We start from the raw sequence: 26,339 nt of genomic DNA on the forward strand, positions 1-26,339 counted from the left end.
TTTGCAGCTATTTAGGAAGTTGGCTGTAACAATAAACCAAACCAACGGGAATTGAAAAATGACTGTAAATAAACTGACTTTATCAGTCTTGCTCAGTGCGGGTTTACTTGCCCATTCAACCTTTACAACCGCCGCAGCCTACGACTGGAATAACACAGCGCCAGTTAAAGTACCTAGTGCAGCTAATAATAACGGCAAGACCGTTTATTTTGACGTATCTCATGGTGGCGTTGAAGGCAATGCTGACTGGGTCATTGACGGCGCTTTTTCAGACTTTGCAGACGCACTTGTTCAACATGGTTATACCGTCAAAGAATACCGCGGTGTTGACCTAAACAATGATGGCCGTATCCGCTTTTACGATGATCGTACTAATGGCGCACAAACAAATGAAGCCATCATTACCTTTGATGCAATCAAAGACGCCGATGTATTTGTACTAGCAGAAACGAATAGACCATTTACATTGGCTGAGCAAGCTGCGCTTGAGCAATATGTCGCCAGTGGCAAAGGCATATTTTTCGTTGCCGATCACTATGATGCGGATCGCAATTTAAATACTTGGGATGCAACTGAAGTATTCAACGGCTACAACCGCTCAGATCTGAGTAAATACAACATGGGTGGCGCATATGGCGACTGGCGCAATCCAAAATCGGCTCATGCAGGATGGCTAGTTGAAAACTTTGGGATCCGATTCCGCTTTAATGGTGTTGACTACAAGCAAGGTGTGAGTGGTGTAGAGCCTAGTGCTCAAACTGAAGGGATAACACAAGGTGTTGACCCAATCTTGATGGCCGCTGGCGCAACCCTCGCAATTGTTGACCCACAAAAAGCCAAGGGACTGGTTTACTTCTCAGAATCCGATACACCAGTCAAATGGCGACATGCCAAAGATGACGGACTATATTTTGGCGGAAAAGCTGAAGGCCCCTACGTTGCTATCGCCAAATCTGGTGCCGGTAAAGCCGCTTTCATCGGTGATTCATCCCCGATAGAAGATGCGACACCAAAATACCGTCGCCAAGATAACGGCAACACTAAAAAAACTTATCCTGGTTGGACAGATCCCGGTCATGCTTCTGTACTCGCTGTTAATATCATAAACTGGCTTGCATCCCCTGAAAGTTACCAATACTTCGATGGTCAAAATGGCCATGCCAGCGGGTTTGCTACACCGACCCCCATGGCATCTCAAGAAATGTCAGATCCCAACAATGGTCAACCGTGGGGCACGCCTGCTAGCGGTTTTAATCCATGGGACACAGATACCTACAAAAACAATTCGTTTAATGCCCCACATGGAGACGGTCAAACAAATCCTGATCCTGACCCGGATCCAAACCCAACACCGGGTAATGCTGTATCTGTCAGCGATGCGTTAGCGGCACCGCAGAATACACCTCTAGTCGTGATCGGTAAGGTTACTGCTGCGATCAATGGTATTTACGGATTGCAACTAAGCGACCTCAACAATCCCGCAACACACATTTTTGTTAAGCTGGAAAGCAACCAAAGAGCCGACTTTAACCCACAGCTAAACCCTGCAATTTTAAATCAAAATATTATTGTGACAGGAAAGCGCAACAGCTATATGGGTGAACCAGGCATTCGCTACGTCACTGAACTGCAAATAGCGCCTTCATACATGTCAGTTGAGCAAGCATTGGCCACTGCACAAGGTGAGTCTATCGAGTTAACGGGTCGCGTAAAGTCTGCTTTAAATAATATTTATGCATTGATTTTAGAAGACATTAATGACCCAAGCTTTACCATCAATATCAAATTAGAAAGCAGCCAGCGCGCGCAGTTTAGTCCTGTATTGAACCCTGATGTACTCAATGCAACTTTAGTGCTCAAAGGGGTGCGTGACAGCTACATGAGTCAGCCTGGTGTGCGCCAAGTTTCAAGTATTACACTGACTTCAGATGATAATAGCGGCAACCCGGATCACGGCAGCGATCTAAGCGTCTCTGATGTGTTAGCAATGAACAATGGTCAACCTGTGGTTGTATCAGGCACTATCACAGCAGCAATTAACAATAAATATGCGCTTGAACTGACGGACTCAAACAATGCTGGTAACAAACTTTATATTAAGCTTGAGTCTTCACAGCGCGATACCTACAGCCCTTTGCTCAACCCTGAGTTAATCGGCAAACGACTGAGAGTCGAAGGCATTAAAAATGATTATATGAGCCACCCAGGTGTGCGCAGTGTGAGCAAATTAACACTGCTAAATTAATTATATAGCGAAGAGGTTCAGGCCATATTGGCCCGAACCTTTTACGTTATTGTTTTATTGCTTGAATGGGTGTCGATGAAAAATTCACGTATTGATTTAATATCGCCTGACCATCGCTATTTTGGGTGAAAGTGAGGTAGATATTACTGTCCTCAAAAAAGAAGCTATTTGGCGACATCGCATATAACTCTTGATACCCCCAACCCTCTTGTAAGAAATACAAATCACCTTGATAATAAGCGACCGTATAGACAGCCCCATTTTGTAGGCGGTATTCACCCGCAAACGCGCGAAGTTGTTCATCAGAGAGAGACACTTCTTTAAAACTCGGAATTTTTATATCTAACGCTTTTGCTGCCAAGCGCTGGCTAAGGACAAGTGGCGAAATATTGGTGTTGTTTGACAACACAGCAACATAAAGTGCCTCTTCAGGCACATATAGCGCATCAGAAACAAAGCCATTGATCCCGCCATTGTGTGTGATCACTTGGTAATCGCCCAATGTGGTCACAGCAATGCCATATCCATAATTCGAAATGCGACCATCATTTAAAGTCACTGGTGCCAGCATTTGCTGGTAGCTTTGCTCACTGATTAATTGTTCATTTGCAAGCGCATAAAACCAAGTATTTAAGTCAAAAACATTGGAAGAAAGCGCACCAGCTGCATGAGGCCAACTCGTGTCAACATGGACAGGAGTGATATAACCATTTGATGTAGCATCATAGCCTGACACGTGATTTTTGATGACTTTGCGCCCGGCATAGTGGCTATTTTTCATATCTAGTTTTTGAAAGATATGCTCATCTATAAACTCCGCATAAGACTGTCCGCTAGCCACTTCTATGATCTTGCCAAGCAATAGATACCCTGTATTTGAGTAGGCCATACCATCACCGGGCTGGAATTTCATCGGGTGCTGAGCAACCCTTGTAAGTATGTCGTCCAAGGTTGCTGGAGCGGTTGCTTCTTTTAGCATCAACTCTCTGTCTTCGGTGTAATTGGCAATACCCGACGTATGCGTTAATAAGTGCTCGATAGTGACCACATGACCATCAGTAGGGAAGTTGGGCACATATTTATGAATATCATCCGTTACAGACAACTTCCCACGCTCTTGCAAAATCATAATCGCCGCGGCGGTAAACTGCTTGGTGATTGAGCCAATTTTAAAAACACTTTTGGCTTTTAGGGGTACATTCAACTCTAAGTTGGCACGGCCAATGGCTTTTTTGAAAATCACGTCACCGTCTTTACTGATCAAAGCAGCAGCCCCGGGTTCACTGTGGCTAAGTTCACTGCGCAGTACTTTACGATATTCCTTTTTATAAGTTTTTGAATCACTTGCCGCCGCATCGGCGGCACCCAATGATAAGGTCGTAGCTATTACAGTAACAATTAAAGAAGGTTTCATCTCAATTTCCTTGTGGTTTGGTATACGCCCACTATTCAACCATCTAGGCTCTCCTTTTGTTGTCGAAAAAGTGTTCTTTGTTGTTACAAAGTATATAAAACTGTCTGGACATTCTGGCATTAAGCCTGCTTATTTGTTTACACTCACAATACGCAAAGGACACGCAAAAGATGAATGTAAACAGCGTAACATACTCCCCTCATAACTATTCAAACACTGCAACAGCGAAACCAACAAGGTTCGATCTGACCAATGCGACCGATGTACAGCAGGTACATATAAGCGAAAATGGCAGAATTGCGGATACTAAATGGCAATCCATTGCCAACAAATATGATGTGCACAATATCTCAGATGTAGAAGCAGGCGCTATGTCACGAGATTTATTCGATGCTGGCTTTATTAATACCACCCAAATGATGATCTTAATGGCCCCCTCATCTATGAACGAGACACCACTGAAAAAACATGACATGCTCAATGATATGAAATATACGTTTCAAATATCAGCTTCACTGGGGGGACATTCCCCCACTTCCAAAGAGCATTACCTCAGTGCTATTAATGTGTTGGAGCGCCTAAAAGACTCGCGCGCCCCCTCCTAGTTACTTTTTATCACTCTCATAGTAATTGCCCGTCGCCCTTGCCAAGGCTTTATATACAAAAGGAATTTCAATATCTGGGTAACGTTCAAACAGTGACTCACGCATATAGAAGGTAAACTGCTTCGCACTTTCTATCGGCAACTCACTGGGGCGCTTTCCATGAATAATTTGAATGGCCATTTCGCTGGCAACATGGCCCTGCTCAACTGGTGATGCACTAAAAGCAATTTGCCCTCCATCATTGACATAGGAAGAAGAAAACCCAAGTACAGGCACATTAGCGGTGCTTTCCTGTGTCCACCTGATCACTTCTTTAACTGCTACACGATCTTTCCCTTTGCTATTACATGGATCTTTCCCTTCGGCATCTTTGTCTGGAACCAGTGTTTTATAACCATTTAATAAAATTAAATCAGATTGCTGATTGGCCAACAGCACCGCTTCTTGCCATTGTTTATAACTACAAACTTTGATGATATCTAGGTTAATTTCTGGCGCCCAAGTATATTGCTTGATCAACTCGATATTTAACTTACTAGTTGTCGAGTTATCGGTGATGAAAACCACATCTACCGGATCAGAATCGGCGATATTTATGCTATCGGGAAAAAATATTTTTAAGATACTTTCTTTGACAATCGGCAGTGGCCGTCGCTCTAAAATCCCCGTTACATTGTCTGCTTGATCAAAACCATACGCCTCAGGTTTGGCGTTTACGCCAGAAAATACCACGTTTATCTTGGGATGATTTAAATAGTGTTTAGTCACATATTTTTGCGCGTTGTCATCAACTGCGATGATCACATGCGGCTCCCAGCTGTCAATCAGTTTTTGAGCACGTGTGCCCGCGCGCGATTTAAACCCGCTGCCAGAATGACGCTTGGTATCCATATAATGATATCGTACCGAAAATGCTTCATCTTTTAGGACTTGGGCTATCCCGATATTAACCCTATCAGTCCAAGAATAACCAATGTGGTAACTGTGCAGAACCAGCACTCTGGGTTTGTTTTGTACCGCAATAAGGGTGTAAGCAATAAACCCAAATATAAATAATAACGGGATCAATCGATTTAAGTGATTAACCATGATGAGCTCCTTATCTTATAACATGTTTAACCAGCGAAAAAACGGCAGTGTGCAATAGATGGCCGCGATGCGAAACAGCACCGACAACGCATTAAATTTAAGAAAAGAGGCATGGTTGTAGAGTTTTGCTTTTTTTTGAACGACCCCCTGAAACATCACAAAATAGGAGGCTTGATAGGGAAAAAGCCAGCACTCTGCGAGCATGAGAATGATAAATGCCACCACCCAAGGATCAATACCATGTGATTCTGCCAAAGGTATAAAAATAGCCGCAGTGAGCATACCGGCAGCATTTATCGGTAAGAATAAGCGCAGTGCAAAAACAATACCGATTAATATCAGTACAAAAAACTCAAAGTCCTGAGCCATAAATACGCCAACAAGATTGAGTCGCTCACTGAGCAACATATCAATTTGCGTATAGTTGAGAATATGCACCATGCCAATCATAGAGCCAAGCAAAATCAAAAAGCGCCAATCAATGTCATTTTTAATTTGCTTGTTGCTGATCATACCCAGAGCTAAAAAAACAAATAATACCGTTAAACTCACCCATGATAGCTGGATTTTATGAAATGAAGCTGTGACTACGGCCAACAGAAAAAACAATACGCCGCACAAGGCAAACCACTCTAAACTTGTTATTGGGCCTAACATAGCCAGTTGATCTTTTATGTCTTGCTTCGATATTTTGGGTTTTTCACTATGTCTAAACATAAAATGCGAGCACACCAAAAATAGCGTCAACATTACTAAACCAGCTACGGATGCGGCCGTAAACCAATTCATCCATTGAAACTCTTCTCGACGCTGTACAGGCAGTAAACTAAACACCAATAAATTTAGTGATTTACTGGTCATAAAAATGGCTGAAAAAATACTCACGCCAGCAAACATAGAGAGACTTAAGCGCGTTGCTGCCGCACTGCCATTTTTGAACCCTAGACTTTTACTCATATCTACTAGCATGGGTGACAATAGCCCCACTCTGCCATTGGAGCTTGGGATCATAGGCGTCAAGAAAACCCCTAAAAGCAACAAACTAAAATTGTAACTGAAGGTCGAGTTTGGGCAGCGTTGTAAAATCCACAATACTACGCGGTAGGTAGCGCCTGATGCGACCAGCACAGAGCCCAACCCAAATATGCTCAACGCCATAAAAAAACTCCCCGATGCATAGCCCGACAACGCAACCTCGCTGGGCACCACGCCCAAGCTTAAGCAAATAATGAGAGTAAACAAACCGGCAGCGTACATAGGGATGAGTTGAAATACCCACATAATTAAAGTCACGCTGAATGCAGCAATAAACTGCTTTTGTCGCCAATTAAGCAGTGCATCACCTCCTTGTTCTCCAAAATACAAGATGCAAGCGGGGGTCAGTACAACCAAAAGCCAACCCAAGGCCTTGAACCAGTCTTTGTATTGAGTATCAACCTCGGGGACTTCTATCAGCTCTTGCTGTGCATCCAGCGCCGCAGGCGTGTGCACTTGCTCTAGCAACACTTTGCGAAACATGTCCTTAGAGGCTGTGTGCTCAGGCGCAATTTCATGCGCTTTATCACTGGGAATAGCCAAAAATATCGAAGACTCTAAAACAACGACCTCACTGAGGTAGCCATTCACGCCAAGTAGCGCCTCTTTGCCTATCACCCCCTCACTCAAGGTTTGACACTCCCCAGTGGAGCTCGTCAGCTGCACACTGCCAGTTAGCAGTACATAATATTGCTCAGCCAACTCCCCATGTTGAAAAAGCTTTTCACCGGGGGCGACTTGATACTTTTGTATATAAGGCAGTAATCTCGCGAGCTGTTGTCGGCTCCAGTCGTCAAACTCTTCTGTTTGGCTAAGGCGCTCAATATCTCGCTGTAATACAGGTAAATCACGACTTGCCTCCCCATCTGAGTGGGCGCCGTCAAGCGCACTGTGTTTATTTGCTAATAATTGTTCATTCATAATATGGTTCCGAGCTTGTCGCTACTTAAATCGAATTGAAATCAACCTAGTTTCAAATAGGTAATAAAAAACAAGGCACAGCTTAAAAAGGGCCAATAAAACAGTCTGGGTAATAAGTTATCTTTGTGGTGGATGAAATACATGCGCTCTGTACGTGACAACAACACACTGTTAATGGTGACTAGCGCTAAGGCTAAATAGGCGAGAAAATAGTAACTCTCGTAATAGTTGATCCCCGCATCGTTTAATTCGCCTCTGAGTGTGCTATGCCACAGCATGGTTGAAAACATCAAAGCTGAGGAGCCTGTGATCACCGCCATGGGATTGAATCCAAACACATCCGCTTGGCTCTGATTTGCAGTAGATAAAATCAATAGCAAAAATAAAATGACAAACACCATCATCATCGGCGCAACGTGGGTGATCAAAGGATTGATAAAGGCGCGCTTGATAGACACATTAAAGTACAACTCAGCGAGGTTATATCTATCGATGTAATTGCTTATACCAAAGTCCGTTTCATAATTGCTTTTGCGCAAACTGAAGTAACTATTTGCGATATCCCACCCCGTCAATTTAGCAACGGTGTTGAGGCCTGGTTTAGCAGAGTGGTAAACCAAGGGGTAAGCATTTAAATCAGGCTCCAAAACAATGTTATTCGCCATGTTGAGGTGCTTTAAGCGCAATGAAACCGTACCGCTGTCAAATGGGTAATAACTGTGGTCAATTGCCAATGGCAAGACGACTTTAAAATACCAACCAAGGGTTTCGGTGTTATGTGTTATGTCCCGATAATGATGCTCACCGAAGCGATAAAATAACTTGCCATCTACGGCATCGGCAAACACCACCCCCTTTTGCTTATCTTCAATAAGGCCATCAAGATCATACTTTTGCCAAATGTACCCACTGATCACCAGCTCATTGAGGTTTTGGTATTCAATAGAGCGCACCAATATACCTGTTTTCACAAATTGGGCTGGGTGCTGCTTTATTTGGTCGCTGTATCTCAGGTATCTCGCCCGCGCTTTTGATACATCTTGTTCATCGGTGAGCTTAAGAGAGTCGCTCTGGTGCTCGTATAAATGGACACTTGCCTCTTTAGCGATCAGTGCTAGGCCCACCATAAAACTCATGGAAATCGCCCCGACAAACAACCAACTAGATGGCAACCAGCTCGGTGTTGTGATTCGATGTCTAGTTTTAAAATACAGACCAATGATGCAGTTGATCGCAAATAGTGTTGAAACCAATACCAAGTTAACGTACATGCGATGTAACTCTTTGGCGTTATACCCAAGTTCATTGGTCATAAACACCACATGCAATTGCCAGTTGGTGTGAGCAATAAGTTTAGAGAACACTTTTGCTTTGCCGCTTTGCAATTGAAATGTTTTTGCTTGTGCATCTCGCTGCATTAATCGCTCTGTAAAACACGCCCCACCGCGCAGATAACACGCTAAAATCACATCTTTTTTACTGGCATACTGACTCACTCCACCATTGGTTAGCACCACTTCTTGTTTGGCCAGCTGTTCATTTGGGTGATAAATCAGATTGCCCTGCTCAGACACCACAAAGCCATATCCAGTTTTCCAAAAGTGCCGCGCGCGCATAATGGATTTAAGCTCGGTTAGGGAGTAATTGAGAGAGATCACACCCGCAACTTGAGAGCGACTCGCATCGGTAAAAAATGGGATAGAGTAGCCGATAATGTATGCACCACTGGTGCTGCTGAATTTTGGCTCTTGCCAAATTGCGCGCCCCTGCTCTACGGCTTTGGTGTACCACTGAGTTTTTTTGCTGCCTATTTGCGTGTAATCATAGTTTTTGGGTTTAATTTGGATTTGATTATTAGACTGAAATGCATACCAAGATTTCAATTCATACTGATCACTAGCAATTGCACCCGGCGTATTGAATATCTGTTTATCCAGCGACACACCCACTGCGAAAATCTGCCCTTCTTGACGGTGTTTGTTGCTCTGCAATGTATGAGTCAATATGCGTTTAACTTTTGTATCTAACGCAAAACTCATATCATGCTGGCTAAAATCCTCATCACTTAATTGAGATTTTATGGTGTCGCCGACCTCGATAAGGTACGCAATCTGTCGCTCAATATGCTTTGCAGCATAGAGGGTCTCTTCATACGCCAAAGTGTTTTTTTGTTCAAACACGTGCGTTTTATTTTGGAAGTACTGAGGGACCAAATAAATAAGCAAGATCAGTAACAACAGTCCAACATAGCGATTGCATCGGATCAAATAATCAAGCATACGTTGTTACACCTGCTCAATAGCCAAAGTGATAATTTAGGCCCAGTGACACAATGGCAAGATCTGCCCCCTGTTCGGTCCCGTCGCTTAGGATATTAGACTTGGCAGGTGTCACTGTGGGACTAACTCCAGCATTAAAACCATAGCGGCCATGAGTGTCATTATTGATTGCAGAGTAAATAAGCGACGTGCTTAACTGCTTGGAGAAGCGATATATAACCCCGATGCTCGCACCTTTTGCCCCATCGTTGCCAGCGTCACTTTCTTTCGCTCGCCACAATTGTGCTTGGTAGGTGAAATGATCGTGTTGCCACTGAGCATTGAATAAAAACGCATCTCGGGAATAACTTGAGGCAAGGCGAGAATCCGAGATGGTTTCATACATCCAGCTAAATTTGCACTTTTGCAGTCGATATTGCAGCGCAACTTTTTTGCCAGATAGCGCTGCATCCGCGAAGCGCTGCCGCTCATACCCTGTGACAAACGTAAAAGCACCTTTATTATGACGCAGTGCAAACGATACATTGTCTCGCTCACCGACTTCAACGTCCTCAGTTGCCAGCTGATTTTGTGAGTAACTAGCTGATATGGATAAATCTTTGATCAGGGCTCTGTCATAGACAACAATTTGCTTGGCCCGTACATTAAAGAGCTTTGACGCTTTTTCACCGCTGGCTGCACCAATGACTTGATTGTAATCTGCCACAGTGCCTGAAAATATATCGAGCTTGCCTGTCATTGATTTATAAGCAGTATCAATTTTACCAATTCGGAACCGCCCAATATCACGGTGCTTTAACCCTACATAGGTATTGCGCAGCGACCAAAATTCACTGTCTTCATCGCCTGACGCCTTAACACCAAACTCAATTTTATATAGCCCTTGCCATTGCTCATCGACCCTTTGCTTACCTTTCACGCCTAACCTAGAACCGTGCGTCGCAATAAACTGTCGGCGGGTATCCTCAGTCGTACTTTGTTCTCCTAAATCGACTGTATTAAAGGACAAACGAGCACGGCCATATACTTGAGGAGCATGGTCATTTTTAGCCTGAAGTGACGAAGTCGTCGCATGAGTCAGTGATGGCACCAACAAACATCCAGATGCGCAGAGTGGAAATAGAGAGCTTAGTTTCATTTTGATACTCAGATTGGTTGCTATAAACACATCCAGTATCTTTATGTTGAGCGCACAATAATTGGGGCTCTGAAGGTTAAATAGCGCGAATATTACGATTCACTCATTAATGACAAAAGCCAAGCAAAACACCCAAATACACACTTTTTACAAAAAATGGGCCCATTCATCACCCCTTTTTTCTGCGCCCAACGTTATACATATAAACACACATTCCTCAGAAAAAAGGTGAACTAGATGAAGCATAAAAACCACACCGCTGCGCCCTCGAACACTGATGTTGATATGAACCCTATGCTCGATATCGTTTTCATTCTGCTGATCTTTTTTATTGTGACAGCCAGCTTTCAAAAAGCACATGTCCTTGATCTTGATAGGCCAAATAAGGCAAATGTTGCGCTCTCGCAAACTTTAACCCCCCAATTTAGCATTGATCAGCGAAACCGTATTTTCTTGAATCAAAAACAGGTAGACCCTGACGCCATCGCGGTAAACATTGCACGATTGGCAGCCCAAGGGGAGATAACTTCAATTAGTTTAAAAGCACACGCCATGAGCGAGCACAACACGCTCGTTACGGTGTTAAATGCGATCAAGTCACAAACCGATGCACCCGTTGCTTTGGGTAGCTAATAAAGAAAGGCGAAGGGAAGAAGCCATGGTGTCGCATCACATTACACCATGGCGGCCAAGGCTATGGGTTAATATGATGAAGCTGGGTGTTAACTAACTTACCATCAAAATCACGGTGTGCATCAATCCGCGCGAAGAAAGCCTGTGCATTTGGTGTTACCGGGATAACAACTGAATAAAACGCAAAGTTAAGACCTGCAACAACCTGTTGCTGTGCAGCCAGAATCATATAATTAACACCTTCCAGTGATTCGATCTGTTGCGCGGCACGCAGCTCCGCTTCACTGAAGTCATCACGTAAGGCAACTGAATCAAACGAACCAATAGGCGGCACTAATACAGGCTCACTGAATACGCGATCTGATAGTTGAGTAAAATGTTCACCTTGTTGATTAACTACAATCAGCTCAAGGCGGTTCACTTTAGGTACGTTTGGTGCCACAACTGGTGACACAAAGCAATAAAACGCATAGTTAGTGCCATTTACAACCTGAGATTGCCCAGCTAAAGGCTTAATATCCACACCTTCACGCTTATTAATGTGTTCAAATGCATTGATGTATTCTTTGTCAAAATCCTGCGCCAATACGATTGGACCAAAACCACCTAAAATACGATTTGCTTCAGACATTGTCTTATCCTTTTATGTCATTAAGAAAGGGGTACTCCATACCTCGGAGTTGATTAAGATGCGACAAGTCTAGGCGCAATTGGACGGCCTGTTGGTATCACTTTAGTATCACTTTGGTATCAGATTTAGCGCCGTAAATTTGTGCAGCATTTTTGACATCTTTGTACACTAATTCGCACACCCAACTTAACCTCTGTTGTTGGCGTAAATCACCGTGCGTTGCTAGTCTTAACATCCCTTTTTCAAGGAGTCAGATTATGGATGGCAGGGTAAAACTGGATTGTAAAATGCTAAAACAACTACGCCGTGACATGGGGCTAAGTCAGGAAAAACTCGCATGTGCATGCCAAGAGAGAGCACTCTGTGTTTCCATTGCAACCCTCAAGCGCGCTGAATGCGGCTGCAAAGTATACCATCGCACGGCACGAGAACTGGCTCGCTTCTATCAAATCCCAGTAAAAGATTTATTGAGCGATCAACCCATTTAAACTACAACGATTAACTGCAAAATAAAGCAGTTCTAGTGCCAGTCAGAGTCAAAACGTGAATGCGCTCCTGCTTTAGGTCTGTATTCGTTGGAAAACAGCGACTAAAAACGCATAATGAATTTAAAGACCCCTTGAACACAAGCGTCGTATTGCTGAATCGATTTGTAACAAATTTGCTATTTTCAATGACAGTGCTTTCCCCTACTCTAAAACAGTAAAAGCAAATGGAGAACGCGATGAAAGAATTACAAAAGTTAGTCAGTGGCTTGAATAAATCCGGTGCACTGAACGGCTTTTTAGGTGGTGTCGCCGGAGGCGGAGTCAGCAGCTTATTAAGTGGTAAAAAAAGTAAAAAAACCGGTAAAAAAGCGGTGAAATATGGTGCCTTAGCAGCGGTCGGTGGGCTCGCATGGAAAGCATACAAACAGTACAGCGAACAAAGTCAATCGGCATCACAGCACCGCGACAGCCAAGCATATGAACAGGCAATGGCAAAACGTTCACACTCTCATCGTACGTTTGACTTTCAGCCCGCAAGTATGCCCGAACAAAGCTTCGAACAAGTTGTCGAAGATGATACGGGTTCAGGGCAACTGTTGCTCATGCGGGCAATGATTGCAGCCGCATATGCCGACGGCCATATCGATGAAACTGAACGGCAAAAGATATTTGCCCAAGTAGAAACCATGACCTTAAGCGTACAAGAAAAAGCCATGTTGTTTGACGAGTTAAGAGCGCCGATGGGCCTTAGCGAACTGGTGTCAGCGGTGCCAAATGCACAAACGGGTATCGAAGTCTACGCAGCCAGCGCAAGCGCCATTGACCTTACACAGACGGTCTCTTTACAATATTTGCAAGCGCTAGCCAATCAACTTTGCCTGCCTCGCGAGCTGGTCAATAGCATTCATCAGCAACTCGATACGCTGTAGTGGGAAGCAATAATTAGCTAAGCAGGCGTGACTCTTTCAAACTTATATTTGCTCAACAAAGTACACAAAAGAGCACGCCTCAGTGTGGATGGCTTACCCTCACTAAATTAGTTAAAACTGAGCTGATAAACTCGGGTAATGCCACTATAAACGCGGAAGGAATAGCCTTTCACAACCTGCAACACCGCACTTAAGGCTTTTTAACCACTTTGGGCTTTTTACGGTTTGGGTAACAGGTCGTGCACATAGGGCATACAGTGCCATCACACCCCCTAGCAGTACAAAACTCGCGACCATAATAAATAAATTGTAGATGCAGATCATTCCAATGCTCTTTTGCGAATAATCGCTTAAGGTCTTTTTCAGTCTGTGCCACGTTTTTACCACTGGTTAAACCCCAGCGCTGTGCTAAACGGTGAATGTGGGTATCAACAGGAAAAGCGGGCACACCAAATGCCTGCGACATCACAACACCCGCGGTTTTGTGCCCAACGCCGGGTAGAGTTTCCAGTGCATCCATATCTTCAGGCACAACCCCGTCATAATCAGCAACTAAAATTTCTGACAATTTTTTAATTGCTTTGGATTTTTGTGGTGATAAACCACATGGGCGGATAATGGCTTTTATATCCTCAACCGACTGCTTTGCCATATCAAACGGATTATCAGCCAACTGCCACAGTGCGGGTGTTACTTGATTGACACGTTCATCGGTACATTGCGCCGATAATAAAACCGCAACCAATAACGTATACGGATCTTTGTGATCAAGGGGAATTGGAGGCTCGGGGTAGCGAGCTTGGAGCTCTGCCAAGATATATGCTACACGCTCAGCTTTTAATAGATTTTTTTCAGACACGCTTACTGGCCTAGGTTACTTTTCACATTGCAATGCGCTTAATTTACACTGACGCCAAAGCTGCGTCAGCATAAAACATCATTTTCTCGATTTTGCGTCTTCACTACTCATTTGGCTAAGCACCGAGGTATTGCCCTAAAGCAATGAAAAAAGGCACACCAAGTAGCACATTGAACGGAAAAGTGATCCCCAGTGACGCTGTAATAGACATTCCGGCATTGGCCTCTGGTAAGCTCTCTTTCATTGCAGCTGGCACCGCGATATAAGAGGCACTCGCGCCAAGCACAGCCATTAGTGCAAGTCCACCGGCACTGAGCCCTAAAATCACGCCAAGGCCTGTCCCAGCTAAGCCACCTAACATTGGCATTAAAATCGCGAAGCTAATTAAAAATATACTGTTCTTTTTTAATGTGCCCAGTTGCTCACCTGCAACTAGGCCCATCTTCAATAAGAATAGTGCCAGGACGCCAGAAAATAGCTCGACAAAAAAAGGTGTGAGTTTTTGTACGCTCTCACCACCGACGAAACCGATAATTAAGCTCCCTACCATTATTAGAATGCTCTGGTTGGCGATCAGCTCTTTTTTCACAAACGTGCGGTTGATAACTTTTATATTACCTTTAGCAAGTACTAAACCAACCACAATTGCAGGCATTTCGAGCAACACCACAAACAGTGGGAAATAGGCTTCATAGGCAATGTTAGCAGCTTCCAAAAGCGCCACCGCGACAGCATAAGTTGCTACGCTGACCGAACCATAGTGCGCTGCAATCGCACCAGCGTTGATCTTATCTAGTTGACCAAAATAACGTAATAGCGGGTACGCCACCAATGGCAATAATAATCCAAATGCCACCACTGCAAGAGACATCGTCAGCAGTGCAGGGTCAATATGTTGCTGCAATGCTATTCCGCCTTTTAGGCCAATAGCCACCATCAAAAAAAGGCTTAATGTCTTATACAGACCATCTGGAAATGAGAGTTTTGCACCCAATAGCTGGGCTAGAATACCCAGTATAAAAAAAGCAACAACCGCGTCTATCATGGGTTACTTAGCCTCTGCTAAACAAGATGATTGAGCAGTACTTTGCGATTTTTGAGCTTTGTTAGGTGAAGATTTTAACACGCTAAAAACTGACAGCGTAAAGAGAATGACGGCCAATAAAATAAAACCTGTACCACCATGTCCGAGTAGGTTGCTCAAATAAGAAAACGCCAACAGACTTAAGCTTGTTATAAGGGATAACACCAAACTTTTAAATGCCATAACTCTCTCCTCTGTATTTTTGAAGATTTTACAAAAGTCAAAACATAGATAAAAATAGATAGTTACTATGACAATCATAGACAAAAGTCTAACTTGATAATTAAGTAGGATATATGGCTTCCAGATTACATGCCCACATTGGCACCTTTAGACAGCTCGAAATTCTGCTAGCTTTGCATGAAGGAGGCACTGTTAAAGCGGCATCCGAAAAGCTGTATTTAACCCAACCAACAGTTTCAATGCAGCTTAAAAAACTAGCCGAAGCCATCGGGCTCCCTCTGTATCAACAAGTAGGAAAACAGCTGAAATTTACCGATGCTGGTTTGGCAACGGTCTCTACGGCAAAGAAAATATTGCAAAGTTGCGAAGAGTTAGACATGCACCTTGCCAATTTACGCGGGCTCAAAGCGGGCACACTCAGGTTGTCCAGTGCAAGCACTGCGAAATACTTTATCCCCCATTTGCTTGGGCCATTTTGCGAGCGCTATCCAGATATAGATATTCAGTTTACTGTTGCTAACAGACAACAAGTAATAGAGCGTCTTGAGCAAGGATTGGATGACTTTTATGTGTTTAGCCATTTACCAGAAGGGTTAGATTTGGAGGTGATTGAATTTATGTCCAATGATCTGGTTGCCATTGCACCTGCTTCTCACCCTTTTAGCCAACAAGAATGCGTATCATTAGAGGCGTTTTGCCAAGAAGATTTCTTGATCCGAGAGTCAGGCTCTGGGACCCGCTTTGCTACCGAAGCTTTTTTCAAAAACAAGGAGGTTACACCCAATATCAAAATGACCATAGCCAGTAATGAGGCCATTATCCACTCCGTGCTGTCACGTCTCGGGGTTTCCATACTCTCGTCGCATACCCTTGCATTTGGCGAGATACATGATGTCAATGTGGTCAATGTCGAGTCGTTACCCATTCGCTCCAAATGGTCTTTTTCTTGGACCAAGCGAAAAGCACTCTCTCCTATTGCCAGTGTGTTTCTCACTTATGTTGAAACTGAAGGCAGAGCTATTATGCAAAATGCGATCAGGATTTAGTGAGCCTGTACAAAAAAAGCACACCGAACATGAAATATAACTGGTGTTATTAAGGTCTGTGTGACTGGCAACTTTAATTCGCTTGAGGGCTCTATTATGATAAATCCACTCAAATTGGCAACACTGTGCATAGTTATGGGCTTAACTGCTTGCGGCGGCAGTTCTTCTTCGTCTCCAACAAACTCAGCAGCCGCAACCACAGCGCCTACCACGAATACATCCACTGGCTCCACAACAACCACAACTCCAGCACCTGCCAATACAGTGACTTATGAACTGAAATTTACTCGTACTTGGGAGCGAAGCAACTTCCCGACAAACTACCCTAACGGTACTCACTTCTCACCTGTTATCGGTCTCACACACAATGAACAAGGGCGGATTTTTCAGCGTGAAACCTCTGCGAGCGCAGGGATTGCCAGCATGGCTGAAACCGGCTCAAAGACGCTGCTCAAAAATGAAATAAGCGATATACAAAACCTCGGTAACTCGAGTTACTTAATTGATGAAGCGGGTATTTCCGGTAACAGCAAAAGTGTTTCAATGACATTTGAAGCAAGCCAATCTTTCCCTTATCTGAGTGTGGTTTCTATGGTTGCCCCAAGCCCTGATTGGTTTATTGGCATCGATAGCCTGTTACTTTTTAATGATAACCAGTGGGTAGATGAACAAACTATCCAACTTAAAGTGTACGATGCAGGCAGTGACAGTGGCACGACATTTAGCGCCGCTGATTCGCCCACAGATCCTCAAGCTACCATCACTTTACTCAGCAGTGAACGCGCTGATACAGACTTTACAAATGGCGTTCACTTTACAAGTGGAGAAAATATTGGATTTATCAAGATAACCTTAATGCGGTAGGATCATGTGATGGCCACGGTTAATAAACAGTGGCTATAATTTATACGCTTGCTAGCAAGTCATGCAATAAGGCTCTGAGCCACACATTTTTGTCATCCCCCTCTTTGCGGTTAAACCACAACATCGCAATCGCGAAATCGGGCACCAAAATGGGGGGTTCAAAATGATGTAATTGACTGTTTTTAAAAGCGATATCAGCCATTTTTTTAGGCACTATGGCAAGTAATTTTCGGCCTTGTAATAAACTCTGGATAGTCATAAAGTTGCGTGTAGCTACACCAACTCTACGCGTGAGTCCTGCCGCTTTTAACGTGTCGTCAACACCCGTTGTCAAATGTCCATCGGGACTGACCAAGGCGTGTTCAACCTGTGCAAACTCCGCTGCTGACAGTTTTTCTTCACATGCAACATACCTTGGATCTGCGATACATACGTGACGTTCGGTGTAGAGGTGATGAGCGCAAAAGGCTGGATCCGGTTGAGCGATACTGCCGATAACAATATCCAATTTCTCTTGTTCTGCCAAAGCAACGTAATTACTTCGATTCACATTGATAAAGCTAATTTGTGCCATTGGCGCCTGCTTACGGATGGCATCAAAAATCGCCGGAGCAAAGATAAACTCCGCATAATCGGTTAGCCCGATACGGCACAACCCCGTATACTCTGCCGGATTAAATGGCACGCTCGTCAAAAGGTCACTACTTACACAATCCAGTAGTTTGGTAATTGTAGGCGCTAAAAGGTGGGCATGCTCAGTGGCCACCATTTTATGTCCTTGCCGTTCAAATAGCACATCATTAAACAGCGAGCGTAATCGTGACAGGCTATGACTCATTGCTGACTGACTCACACAACTTTTTTGGGCCGCAACACTCACACTTTGGTAACGATATAAATACGCAAAGGCCACCAATAAATTGAGATCTACGTTACGCCACTGTACGTCACTAAAACTCACTCATTCATCCCATATAATTCATAGAAATAATCAATACTATTAATTTGATTAATTATAATGCATTTTTTAACCTAATGGCATGAATCAAACTCGCATCCAAAAAAAGCACTCGACATGTTTACCATATTTAAACTTTTTTTCTTGCTTGGCTGGGTTAGCTTTGGCGGACCCGCTGCGCATATTGGTTACTTTAGACAAACCTTTGTTGAAAAACTCAAATGGCTCGATGATCAAGAGTATGGCCAAATAGTTGCTCTCAGCCAATTTTTACCAGGTCCGGGGTCAAGCCAAGTTGGCTTTGCTCTTGGTTATAAACGAGGAGGCTTGCCCGGCGCTTTGGCTGCCTTTTTAGGGTTCACACTGCCGTCGATATTGATCATGATTGGTTTAGCTGTGGTTGCCAGCCAAATCACCCAAAACGACCTCTTTCAGAGCATTGTACATGGCTTGAAGTTGCTTGCTGTAGTCGTAGTGGCCGACGCAGCATGGGGTATGTACAAAAACTTTTGCAAAAGCACCCTTACCGTTGGTTTGTGTATTTTAACAGCAACGATGTTACTCATCGCACCAAGCATCATAATGCAAATAGGGATCTTACTACTTGCAGCTATGATCGGTTCACGTTACTTGAAACAGACGCAGCCCAAACCAACAAGCCAAGCTTTTAAACCGAGTTACCCCCCGCTTTTCTTATTCGTAGCGCTGTTGATTGGTCTACCTTTTGCCGCCCAGCTCATGCCCTCGATCGCCCTGTTTAATGATTTTTATCAAGCAGGCAGCTTAGTGTTTGGTGGTGGTCATGTTGTTCTGCCTCTATTGCAAAACATCGTAGGTGATCAACTCAGTCAAGATAGCTTTTTAACTGGCTATGCCGCCGCACAAGCTGTACCCGGCCCAATGTTTACCTTTGCAACATATATTGGCTATGAACTACTACCAAGCAACCCGATTGCAGGTTCTCTTATTGCAACATTCGCCGTGTTTTTACCTGGCTTTTTACTGCTGTTAGCGGTGCTAAAAAACTGGCAAACACTCGCTCAAAAGCCGCGTGTAGCAGGCGCTCTCATCGGCGTTAATGCTGCCGTGGTGGGACTGTTAATAGCCGCTTTATACCAGCCTGTGTTTATCAGCGCGGTCTTCACCGCTTATGATATTGCGCTAGTCCTAGTGGGCTTCTTCTTACTGAAACAACTCAAGCTCCCCATCATTTGGTTGGTATTAACTTTTATATTGGCCGGTATCGTGACTGGGCTTGTCTAACTAATCAAGCAGTAGACATGGATGTCTTCATTCGTATTTTCAGCTACTTTTTATTGTACTTAAAGGCCTAAAAAGGCTTGCAATTCAATTACAAACATGGAATTGTATATTTGATTCAAATAACAACATAAATAAGGAATATTTTATGAAAACAAAAATTAATAAAAAGCAACTTAAGAATTTGTCTCAACATAGCAAGGCGATTTCACCACATACTACAGCAATCATTGCAGGTGGTAGACAAGGTGATATGCCTTTGCCAACCAAACTCGCTTTTGCCTGCCCAGGTACTGCGGCATAACGCCATCAGCATAGCGAAGGAAATACACCTTCGCTACTTACCCGTTTTAACGCAGTCAAAACCAACCACAATCTCCCCTCCTACTGACACATACAAAAGCGACCTTTTTACTTCACAATTAGTTTCACATTGGGCTTTTAATTACTCCACAATACGCGTAGACTTGAATGATAACAATTATCATTCAAGTCTACGCGTATGTTTAAAGATTTTGCTACTCGAACCTGCCCATGCTGCAATAAACCACTTAAACTAACTGAACGTATTGCTTTGCTGAATCGTGAGCCGCTGACTTGTAAATATTGTACAAAGCTACTAAGACCCAATTTTAGTATTATGCTGATCAATGTTTTTTGGCTAAGTAGCAGCGTTTCTTGGCTGATAAAGACGCATACTGAATTGAACTATGCTTGGGCGCTATGCGCTGCTCTACTGGCTGTAAGTGTGTTATTGCCTGGGCTAGACTTGCTCTTCTCCTTAGAAGAAGAGCACTAACAAAGCTGGTTAACTCAATCAGGATAACCAAAGCAGTTTAATCACCGCCGCAATGGTTGTTAAACTTAATACAACACACAGTGCGTTAAATACCTTGTTTGCAGCAGCGCCTTTAACGTAATCACCTGCAATTTGCCACCCGGCAAGCATGCCATTCAAAGCAAAAATACTCACACACAGTGTAGACACCACTTTGAACCAAGTTGGCGCAAGAAAATCACGTAAACTCTGATGATCAGTAACAGGCGCACTGAACAGCAATACAAGTAACATAATGCTGTATGCGACGATCAATGCATTGCCAATACGCTGTAATACCCACTGTTTTGTTCCCGAGCGTGCAACTCCTGTTATAACCATATCCAAACTCCAATTACGATACTCAATACGATCCCCAGACCAATAGCAACCCGAGAAATCATGCAACCGCTGGCAAGTTCCTCGAAGTAGCCAAACTCTTGTACAATATGCTTAATAGTACCCAAGCAGTAATAGCCCAAAGCAGTCAACAGACCCCAAACAATAAACTGGATCAAAAAGTTTTCGGTAAACAAAGAAGTCAATGTACTAAAGTTATGCGTCGATTGAATTGCGAAGATAAGCAGTGGTAATAAAACAACCAATGCCGCCCAAACAATTACGCCGCTAACACGGTGTAAAATTGACGCGTACGCCGTGATAGGTAACGCCATTGTCTGAATTGCCAGATTCGTAGGCCGTTCTCTTTTCATATTAAATACCCAAGTGCAAATGTATATAAATGCTAACGCAAATCATTACCAGTTACAAATGTGGTGAGGTTTTATCTTTCAAAGATGAGAGCGCTAAGAAGAGCTGAGGGCTAATTAACGTGTGTATGCTGGATTCATATAAAGTAGTTGATTATAACTAGTATGATAGATATAGCATGAGTGAGACAACACACATAAACAGGGCTTCGTAAGTTACTGAGGATAGATGTCTATCCTCACAGAGGCCATCAATGTGTTTTTTTCGGTCCAGTACGTACCAACTCTTTACCGTTCTCAAATACGTCTTGGGTAACCCAGCGCCCTAGTAGCAGCTGATGTTTGTCGTCAAGTACTGCGACGAATGGACGACCATTGCTATTGTGGGTTGCCAGTGCAATTCCCGCCACGTTTTCAAGGCCTAATCCGCCATTTTCCACTAGCAGTAAAAATGCTTCTAATTCAGCTAAACTGCTGATTTCTTCTTGATCGTTGATCATGGTTTTTAACTCTCTACAGACTTATTTCACTCTATTTTGAGATGAACTGAGCTCAAAATAAACATTAATGGCTCTATTATATCTCGCAATCCTATTGCCAGCTACGTGCTCTACAATATTGCGACAATGACGTATAGGGATTGCCGCACAGCCCCCTCTTGCCGTACACTCTTGGTCATTAATGCATTTATTTTTTTGAGGTATCAATGGCTGAACCTGACAACAAACCCTCTGGCTTCTTTAGCCAGATGCTTTTTAATATTATTCTTCCAGTGATTATTTTGACGCGCTTTTCTGGAGAAGAGCACTTGGGGCCTTCTCTTGGAGTCGTAGTCGCACTGGCATTCCCTGTTGGATTTGGCCTTTGGGAACGCCAAAAAACGGGTAAATTTAACTTTATTTCCGCCCTTGGTATTGTCTCAGTTTTATTGACAGGCGGGATTAGCTTACTCGAGTTAGACGCCAAGTATATTGCCATTAAAGAAGCCTTGATCCCCGGAGTGATAGGGGTTGCAATTGTGGTCAGTCAGTATACCAAGTACCCGTTGCTTAAAACCATGCTGTTTAATGAGAACGTCATGGACATTCCAAAAATTGATTCTGCACTAAAAGAAAAAGGCAATTTAGACAAGTTACCCAAAGTGCAAATTGTTGCGTCTAATATCCTTGCAGGGTCTTTTTTCTTGTCATCCGTACTAAATTATGTGCTGGCAAAAATGATTGTCGTTAGCCCGGCAGGCACCGAAGCATATAATAATGAATTAGGCCGTATGACAGCATTGAGCTATCCGGTTATTGTATTGCCCACTATGGTGATCTTTTTTGTGGCGTTGTATTACCTAATTAACTCGCTGAAAAAGCTCACAGGGTTAAAAATGGAAGAGATGTTTATTGAACAATAACGCAATGCATTTCACGACATAAAAAAATGGGGCCTTTGGCCCCATTTTATTTGCATAACTATCGGTTTTTAGGCAATCGAGTTAAGTCTAACTTAAGAATTTTAGAGCGCCTTTGGTAGTTATAAAGTGACTTCTTCTTTGCTGGTAAGTCCTCTATTCCCGCACAATCAAAGCCTTGCTCTAAAAACCAATGAATACTACGAGTTGTCAGTGCAAACAAAGCCTTATAGCCTTGCCGACGCGCTTTATTAATGACAGTACGTAGTAAGAAACTGCCCCGATCGGCATCCCGGTATTGTGGGTGTACAGCAAGGCTTGCAAATTCACCGACCTGCTCCTCCGAAAATGGGTAAAACGCAGCGCACGCAATAATCACTCCATCACGCTCTATCACAGTAAATTGCTCTATTTCCATCTCTAACTGCTCACGAGAGCGCCTGACTAGATAGCCTTGTTCTTCTAGAGGGCGAATTAAATTGAGCACACCATTGATATCGGCGATACTTGCGCTGCGCAGTTGCTCGGAGCTTTGAGGTGCAATTTGAGTACCGATCCCATCGAGTGAAAAGAGCTCTTGCAACAAGGCGCCATCTTCTCTATAACTGACCAAATGACAGCGGTGTACTCCGCCACGGCATGCTTCAATTGAGGCCTGTAAAAACACGGCTGCACTTTTACAAGGTGCATTACAAGTTTCTCCGCGAGCCAATAGCAGCTCAGCTTCATTGGGCATTAGCTCAGCAATGGCTTCTCCGTGTTCATCCAAGATACCGGCTTCATGGCAAAAACCAAGCATCTTATCTGCATCTAAGCGCAGTGCGACTTGCGTTGCAATTTCCTCGGCAGTTAAATTAAAACTCTCACCTGTCACCGAGGCCGAAATAGGACCGAGTAAGACAATGCTGTTATTATCAAGTTGGTGACGAATACCCTCTACATCAACACGTCGCACACGACCAGAGTGGTGATAATCCACCCCTTCATCAATTCCTATCGGTTGTGCAATTACAAAATTCCCGCTCACCACATTGAGTGATGTTCCTGACATAGGTGTGCTACTTAGAGACATTGATAACATGGCTGTTATATCAAGCTGCATAGCCCCACTCACTTGCTTGATAATGTGGAGAGAATCTCCATCAGTGACCCGAATATGATTGTGAAATTCACTGTGAAGACCCGCATTGGACAACGCATTATCAAACTGCGGTCTAGCACCAAATACCAACACAATTTTAATACCAAGACTGGTCAGCAACGCCACATCGTTAATAATGCTGCGATATCCAGGTTGATCAACCGCTTCACCACCAAGCATCACAACAAAAGTTTTCCCTCGGTGAGCGTTCACATAAGGGGTTGATTGACGAAAACCATCTACGAGTTCGGTCGTACGCACGAGCATTTACCTTTTAAAAGTGCCAATAATTGAACTTATCAAAACGAACCCCCATCATAGAGAATTAAAATTCAAAATTAAAGAATTTTTATTCTTTAATTTTGAATTTTAATTCTCCGTAAACGTCAGAAAAAACAATAAAGCAAAAACAAAAAGCCCTACAAAACAAAAGAGTGAATAAAAACCCCAGCCTAACCAAGCGTTTGACACCTTAAAAATAAAATACTTAACACAACAGAAAGTTAATTATTATTCACTATTAAGCTTCATCTTTTTCAAGCTAAATAACTCCGAACTACATATTTTCCCACATTTTTTAATTGCTTTAGCGGGCTTCTATGGCTATTATCTCGCCGCACTATCAACTAACTGTAGAGGAGAAAAATTCATGACAAACACACATTTATCCTTTGCAGGTCTCATCCGCTAAGTAGCTGAAAGCAAATTCAACTCCTGATATAGCTTCCTTTTAAGTTACCCACAGTCACTTATTGTGAAATATGGCCTGCCAATACGTTTTCCGTTTTAATTCCTATATAAAGGTATTGGTATTATGGGCAACTGCGTCCAAAAACTTACTGAAAATACAGCCCTTATTGCATCTAAAGATACATGGATTGAAGGGCTTGCTGTACAACAGCTGATAAAAACATCTGAACTTGAAAATATGCACCGTGTTGCAGGTATGCCGGACTTACACCCAGGTAGAGGCTACCCAATTGGTGCGGCCTTTTTTACCACTGGCAAGATATACCCAGCATTGATAGGCAATGACATTGGCTGTGGTATGTCGTTATGGCAAACATCTGCAAAAATCTCGAAGCTCAATTTAGATAAACTGGCAAAGAAGTTTAACCATGTAGAACAGCCCCTTGATGACAGCTGGCATACGTTCATTGAATCACGTAAAAATGAAAAAAGCATTACGACAAATAGCTATGATCACGCTCTTGGCACCATCGGTGGGGGCAACCATTTTGCCGAGTTTCAAGCCATAGACCAAGTCTATGATCAAGCCGCACTGGATGCCTTGGGTATAGACAAAAAGCACCTTCAGTTATTGGTACACTCAGGTTCTCGTGGGTTGGGCCAATCTATTTTAGTCAAACACATCACCAAACATAACCACAGCGGTTTGAACGTCAATGATATCGACTTTGCTTCTTATATCGCGGCACACAACGAAGCACTAAGGTGGGCTGAGCTTAATCGAGAATTGATCGCTTTGCGATTTTTAGCGGCGATAAGGTCCGATGGTCACTGCATATTAGATATCAACCACAATTTAGTATCACCGCAAAAAATTGACGATACCCAAGGCTGGTTGCATCGCAAAGGTGCAACACCAAGTGACCAAGGCTACGTAGTTATTCCGGGTTCTCGAGGAGATTATAGTTACTTGGTTAAGCCGTATGCTGTACCAAATGAACACACATTAGCTAGTTTATTTTCTCTCGCCCATGGTGCAGGAAGAAAGTGGCAGCGCGGCGCGTGTCAAAGCAGACTCAGTCACAAATATAAACGCGAAGATCTATATCGAACAGAACTGGGGAGTCGCGTGATATGTGGTAACAAAGAGCTGCTTTACGATGAAGCACCTCAAGCTTATAAAAAATGCGAATCCATCATCACAGATCTCGTTGAAGCAAGATTAATCAATGTCGTCGCAAAGTTACGCCCAGTCCTAACCTTTAAGACCAATGGGAGCTGCGCAGAGTGATCTTGTTACAACTATCTTCAGGGCTAGGTCCTCTCGAATGCTGCAAAGCTGTGGCGCTTGCTTTTGTTCAATTGCAAAAAGAAAGTAAGAAGCGGGGTATTTGTTGTGATGTAGTAGAGCTTATACCGGCCTCAAAAGCCGGCTGCTATAAGTCAGTTGTCGTCAAACTATCATCACCCAATCAAGAAGTCACACAGCAATTTGCACTCAGTTGGCAAGGCGCTTTATTGTGGACCTGTGAAAGCCAGTTCAGACCAATGCAAAAACGCAAAAACTGGTTTTTTAGCGGGCGAGTCTATCAAGTAAACGAACGCCAAGTTGACAGTGAAATTACATTTCAGGCATGTCGCGCCAGTGGTGCTGGCGGTCAACATGTCAATAAAACAGACTCAGCAGTACGGGCAACCCATGTAAAGACAGGCCTCTCTGTTCGAGTTGAAAGTGAGCGTAGTCAACATGCAAATAAAAAACTTGCCAGTGCATTGCTACTGCAAAAACTAGCCGCAAAGCAAGAAGCAGACATAAGCGTCCAGCAAAAGTCTCGTTGGCAACATCACCGAGAAGTAGAGCGAGGCAACCCAGTTAAAACGTTTAAAGGGGTTAGTTTCACCCCTGTTAGGAAGTGAAGCA

The 26,339-nt window shown here is 43.5% G+C and carries 26 protein-coding genes; 12 read left to right on the plus strand and 14 right to left on the minus strand.

The features are described from left to right. Window positions 1-58: 58 nt before the first annotated feature. Window positions 59-2,245, plus strand: coding sequence for a DUF6359 domain-containing protein (locus J8M00_RS14885; protein WP_211011318.1), 2,187 nt, complete (start codon window positions 59-61; stop codon window positions 2,243-2,245). Between the two features lie 46 nt (window positions 2,246-2,291). Here the strand turns inward: J8M00_RS14885 and J8M00_RS14890 are convergent, their stop codons facing one another. Then, a complete protein-coding gene (locus J8M00_RS14890; protein ID WP_211011319.1) occupies window positions 2,292-3,659 on the minus strand; it encodes a serine hydrolase domain-containing protein in 1,368 nt (455 codons plus the stop codon). 170 nt (window positions 3,660-3,829) lie between these two features. Here J8M00_RS14890 and J8M00_RS14895 point away from each other — a divergent pair, with 170 nt between their 5' ends. Then, window positions 3,830-4,264: a hypothetical protein gene (locus J8M00_RS14895; protein ID WP_211011320.1), complete on the plus strand. Its 435-nt coding sequence runs from the start codon at window positions 3,830-3,832 to the stop codon at window positions 4,262-4,264. On the opposite strand, the gene J8M00_RS14900 is transcribed toward J8M00_RS14895, so the two are convergent. The 4 genes from J8M00_RS14900 to J8M00_RS14915 are packed head-to-tail and all read right to left on the minus strand — an operon-like array spanning window position 4,265 to window position 10,726. Then, window positions 4,265-5,353, minus strand: a complete 1,089-nt coding sequence (locus tag J8M00_RS14900) for an ABC transporter substrate-binding protein (RefSeq protein ID WP_211011321.1) — start codon at window positions 5,351-5,353, stop codon at window positions 4,265-4,267. A 15-nt stretch (window positions 5,354-5,368) separates the two neighbouring features. Continuing rightward, the gene (locus J8M00_RS14905) at window positions 5,369-7,309 is read right to left on the minus strand and encodes an SLC13 family permease (protein ID WP_211011322.1); all 1,941 of its coding nucleotides are present in this window, start codon (window positions 7,307-7,309) and stop codon (window positions 5,369-5,371) included. A 41-nt stretch (window positions 7,310-7,350) separates the two neighbouring features. Continuing rightward, complete coding sequence (locus tag J8M00_RS14910; RefSeq protein WP_211011323.1) at window positions 7,351-9,588, minus strand: PDC sensor domain-containing protein; 2,238 nt, start codon at window positions 9,586-9,588, stop codon at window positions 7,351-7,353. A 16-nt stretch (window positions 9,589-9,604) separates the two neighbouring features. Beyond that, window positions 9,605-10,726, minus strand: a complete 1,122-nt coding sequence (locus J8M00_RS14915; protein ID WP_211011324.1) for a porin — start codon at window positions 10,724-10,726, stop codon at window positions 9,605-9,607. A gap of 237 nt (window positions 10,727-10,963) precedes the next feature. On the opposite strand from J8M00_RS14915, the gene J8M00_RS14920 reads away from it, so the two are divergent. Beyond that, a complete protein-coding gene (locus J8M00_RS14920; RefSeq protein WP_211011325.1) occupies window positions 10,964-11,359 on the plus strand; it encodes an ExbD/TolR family protein in 396 nt (131 codons plus the stop codon). A 61-nt stretch (window positions 11,360-11,420) separates the two neighbouring features. Here the strand turns inward: J8M00_RS14920 and J8M00_RS14925 are convergent, their stop codons facing one another. Further along, window positions 11,421-11,990 carry a hypothetical protein gene (locus J8M00_RS14925; RefSeq protein ID WP_211011327.1) on the minus strand — a complete coding sequence of 190 codons (570 nt, stop codon included), beginning with the start codon at window positions 11,988-11,990 and terminating at the stop codon, window positions 11,421-11,423. Window positions 11,991-12,247: 257 nt separating this feature from the next. On the opposite strand from J8M00_RS14925, the gene J8M00_RS14930 reads away from it, so the two are divergent. Both J8M00_RS14930 and J8M00_RS14935 read left to right on the plus strand, forming a co-directional pair. Further along, the gene (locus tag J8M00_RS14930; protein WP_211011329.1) at window positions 12,248-12,478 is read left to right on the plus strand and encodes a helix-turn-helix domain-containing protein; all 231 of its coding nucleotides are present in this window, start codon (window positions 12,248-12,250) and stop codon (window positions 12,476-12,478) included. A 236-nt stretch (window positions 12,479-12,714) separates the two neighbouring features. Next, window positions 12,715-13,407, plus strand: coding sequence for a tellurite resistance TerB family protein (locus tag J8M00_RS14935; RefSeq protein WP_211011331.1), 693 nt, complete (start codon window positions 12,715-12,717; stop codon window positions 13,405-13,407). A gap of 190 nt (window positions 13,408-13,597) precedes the next feature. Here the strand turns inward: J8M00_RS14935 and nth are convergent, their stop codons facing one another. The 3 genes from nth to J8M00_RS14950 form a co-directional block, all read right to left on the minus strand. Then, window positions 13,598-14,266: an endonuclease III gene (gene nth / locus J8M00_RS14940; protein WP_211011333.1), complete on the minus strand. Its 669-nt coding sequence runs from the start codon at window positions 14,264-14,266 to the stop codon at window positions 13,598-13,600. A gap of 115 nt (window positions 14,267-14,381) precedes the next feature. Next, window positions 14,382-15,311, minus strand: a complete 930-nt coding sequence (locus tag J8M00_RS14945) for a sodium-dependent bicarbonate transport family permease (protein ID WP_211011334.1) — start codon at window positions 15,309-15,311, stop codon at window positions 14,382-14,384. 3 nt (window positions 15,312-15,314) lie between these two features. Beyond that, entirely contained in the window at window positions 15,315-15,533 is a 219-nt protein-coding gene (locus J8M00_RS14950) for a hypothetical protein (RefSeq protein ID WP_211011335.1), read from the minus strand. 113 nt (window positions 15,534-15,646) lie between these two features. Here J8M00_RS14950 and J8M00_RS14955 point away from each other — a divergent pair, with 113 nt between their 5' ends. Together J8M00_RS14955 and J8M00_RS14960 are read left to right on the plus strand one after the other, a co-directional pair. After that, the gene (locus J8M00_RS14955) at window positions 15,647-16,579 is read left to right on the plus strand and encodes a LysR family transcriptional regulator (protein ID WP_211011336.1); all 933 of its coding nucleotides are present in this window, start codon (window positions 15,647-15,649) and stop codon (window positions 16,577-16,579) included. 96 nt (window positions 16,580-16,675) lie between these two features. Beyond that, window positions 16,676-17,443, plus strand: coding sequence for a spondin domain-containing protein (locus J8M00_RS14960; protein ID WP_211011337.1), 768 nt, complete (start codon window positions 16,676-16,678; stop codon window positions 17,441-17,443). A 40-nt stretch (window positions 17,444-17,483) separates the two neighbouring features. On the opposite strand, the gene J8M00_RS14965 is transcribed toward J8M00_RS14960, so the two are convergent. Beyond that, window positions 17,484-18,404, minus strand: coding sequence for a LysR family transcriptional regulator (locus J8M00_RS14965; protein WP_211011338.1), 921 nt, complete (start codon window positions 18,402-18,404; stop codon window positions 17,484-17,486). A 114-nt stretch (window positions 18,405-18,518) separates the two neighbouring features. On the opposite strand from J8M00_RS14965, the gene chrA reads away from it, so the two are divergent. Both chrA and J8M00_RS14975 read left to right on the plus strand, forming a co-directional pair. Continuing rightward, a complete protein-coding gene (chrA, locus tag J8M00_RS14970; RefSeq protein ID WP_211011339.1) occupies window positions 18,519-19,664 on the plus strand; it encodes a chromate efflux transporter in 1,146 nt (381 codons plus the stop codon). 145 nt (window positions 19,665-19,809) lie between these two features. Then, window positions 19,810-19,965: a hypothetical protein gene (locus J8M00_RS14975; protein ID WP_211011340.1), complete on the plus strand. Its 156-nt coding sequence runs from the start codon at window positions 19,810-19,812 to the stop codon at window positions 19,963-19,965. Between the two features lie 513 nt (window positions 19,966-20,478). On the opposite strand, the gene sdhD is transcribed toward J8M00_RS14975, so the two are convergent. From sdhD to J8M00_RS14990, 3 genes are all read right to left on the minus strand, one after another. Next, window positions 20,479-20,820: a succinate dehydrogenase, hydrophobic membrane anchor protein gene (gene sdhD / locus J8M00_RS14980; RefSeq protein ID WP_211011341.1), complete on the minus strand. Its 342-nt coding sequence runs from the start codon at window positions 20,818-20,820 to the stop codon at window positions 20,479-20,481. Beyond that, on the minus strand, window positions 20,811-21,191 hold the full coding sequence (gene sdhC / locus J8M00_RS14985) for a succinate dehydrogenase, cytochrome b556 subunit (RefSeq protein WP_211011342.1): 381 nt from the start codon (window positions 21,189-21,191) through the stop codon (window positions 20,811-20,813). The genes sdhD and sdhC overlap by 10 nt, the downstream gene beginning before the upstream one ends. Window positions 21,192-21,439: 248 nt before the next feature. Beyond that, on the minus strand, window positions 21,440-21,688 hold the full coding sequence (locus J8M00_RS14990) for a hypothetical protein (RefSeq protein WP_211011343.1): 249 nt from the start codon (window positions 21,686-21,688) through the stop codon (window positions 21,440-21,442). Between the two features lie 206 nt (window positions 21,689-21,894). Here J8M00_RS14990 and J8M00_RS14995 point away from each other — a divergent pair, with 206 nt between their 5' ends. Continuing rightward, on the plus strand, window positions 21,895-22,590 hold the full coding sequence (locus J8M00_RS14995) for a VC0807 family protein (protein WP_023399642.1): 696 nt from the start codon (window positions 21,895-21,897) through the stop codon (window positions 22,588-22,590). A gap of 58 nt (window positions 22,591-22,648) precedes the next feature. Here J8M00_RS14995 and argA read toward each other — a convergent pair whose 3' ends face one another. Beyond that, window positions 22,649-23,989: an amino-acid N-acetyltransferase gene (gene argA, locus J8M00_RS15000; RefSeq protein WP_211011344.1), complete on the minus strand. Its 1,341-nt coding sequence runs from the start codon at window positions 23,987-23,989 to the stop codon at window positions 22,649-22,651. Between the two features lie 553 nt (window positions 23,990-24,542). Here argA and J8M00_RS15005 point away from each other — a divergent pair. After that, window positions 24,543-25,709, plus strand: a complete 1,167-nt coding sequence (locus tag J8M00_RS15005) for an RNA ligase RtcB family protein (RefSeq protein WP_211011345.1) — start codon at window positions 24,543-24,545, stop codon at window positions 25,707-25,709. Further along, complete coding sequence (gene prfH, locus J8M00_RS15010; RefSeq protein ID WP_211011346.1) at window positions 25,706-26,335, plus strand: peptide chain release factor H; 630 nt, start codon at window positions 25,706-25,708, stop codon at window positions 26,333-26,335. Before J8M00_RS15005 ends, prfH begins: the two co-directional genes overlap by 4 nt. Window positions 26,336-26,339 lie beyond the last annotated feature (4 nt).

It is taken from the genome of Pseudoalteromonas luteoviolacea (genome assembly GCF_018100925.1).
GTDB lineage: Bacteria > Pseudomonadota > Gammaproteobacteria > Enterobacterales > Alteromonadaceae > Pseudoalteromonas > Pseudoalteromonas obscura.

Excerpts from the sequence above, each read along its gene's own strand:
- J8M00_RS14885 (WP_211011318.1), top strand. The coding sequence starts at position 59 with ATGACTGTAAATAAACTGACTTTATCAGTCTTGCTCAGTGCGGGTTTA.
- J8M00_RS14890 (WP_211011319.1), bottom strand. The coding sequence starts at position 3,659 with ATGAAACCTTCTTTAATTGTTACTGTAATAGCTACGACCTTATCATTG.
- J8M00_RS14895 (WP_211011320.1), top strand. The coding sequence starts at position 3,830 with ATGAATGTAAACAGCGTAACATACTCCCCTCATAACTATTCAAACACT.
- J8M00_RS14900 (WP_211011321.1), bottom strand. The coding sequence starts at position 5,353 with ATGGTTAATCACTTAAATCGATTGATCCCGTTATTATTTATATTTGGG.
- J8M00_RS14905 (WP_211011322.1), bottom strand. The coding sequence starts at position 7,309 with ATGAATGAACAATTATTAGCAAATAAACACAGTGCGCTTGACGGCGCC.
- J8M00_RS14910 (WP_211011323.1), bottom strand. The coding sequence starts at position 9,588 with ATGCTTGATTATTTGATCCGATGCAATCGCTATGTTGGACTGTTGTTA.
- J8M00_RS14915 (WP_211011324.1), bottom strand. The coding sequence starts at position 10,726 with ATGAAACTAAGCTCTCTATTTCCACTCTGCGCATCTGGATGTTTGTTG.
- J8M00_RS14920 (WP_211011325.1), top strand. The coding sequence starts at position 10,964 with ATGAAGCATAAAAACCACACCGCTGCGCCCTCGAACACTGATGTTGAT.
- J8M00_RS14925 (WP_211011327.1), bottom strand. The coding sequence starts at position 11,990 with ATGTCTGAAGCAAATCGTATTTTAGGTGGTTTTGGTCCAATCGTATTG.
- J8M00_RS14930 (WP_211011329.1), top strand. The coding sequence starts at position 12,248 with ATGGATGGCAGGGTAAAACTGGATTGTAAAATGCTAAAACAACTACGC.
- J8M00_RS14935 (WP_211011331.1), top strand. The coding sequence starts at position 12,715 with ATGAAAGAATTACAAAAGTTAGTCAGTGGCTTGAATAAATCCGGTGCA.
- J8M00_RS14945 (WP_211011334.1), bottom strand. The coding sequence starts at position 15,311 with ATGATAGACGCGGTTGTTGCTTTTTTTATACTGGGTATTCTAGCCCAG.
- J8M00_RS14950 (WP_211011335.1), bottom strand. The coding sequence starts at position 15,533 with ATGGCATTTAAAAGTTTGGTGTTATCCCTTATAACAAGCTTAAGTCTG.
- J8M00_RS14955 (WP_211011336.1), top strand. The coding sequence starts at position 15,647 with ATGGCTTCCAGATTACATGCCCACATTGGCACCTTTAGACAGCTCGAA.
- J8M00_RS14960 (WP_211011337.1), top strand. The coding sequence starts at position 16,676 with ATGATAAATCCACTCAAATTGGCAACACTGTGCATAGTTATGGGCTTA.
- chrA (WP_211011339.1), top strand. The coding sequence starts at position 18,519 with ATGTTTACCATATTTAAACTTTTTTTCTTGCTTGGCTGGGTTAGCTTT.
- J8M00_RS14975 (WP_211011340.1), top strand. The coding sequence starts at position 19,810 with ATGAAAACAAAAATTAATAAAAAGCAACTTAAGAATTTGTCTCAACAT.
- sdhD (WP_211011341.1), bottom strand. The coding sequence starts at position 20,820 with ATGGTTATAACAGGAGTTGCACGCTCGGGAACAAAACAGTGGGTATTA.
- sdhC (WP_211011342.1), bottom strand. The coding sequence starts at position 21,191 with ATGAAAAGAGAACGGCCTACGAATCTGGCAATTCAGACAATGGCGTTA.
- J8M00_RS14990 (WP_211011343.1), bottom strand. The coding sequence starts at position 21,688 with ATGATCAACGATCAAGAAGAAATCAGCAGTTTAGCTGAATTAGAAGCA.
- J8M00_RS14995 (WP_023399642.1), top strand. The coding sequence starts at position 21,895 with ATGGCTGAACCTGACAACAAACCCTCTGGCTTCTTTAGCCAGATGCTT.
- J8M00_RS15005 (WP_211011345.1), top strand. The coding sequence starts at position 24,543 with ATGGGCAACTGCGTCCAAAAACTTACTGAAAATACAGCCCTTATTGCA.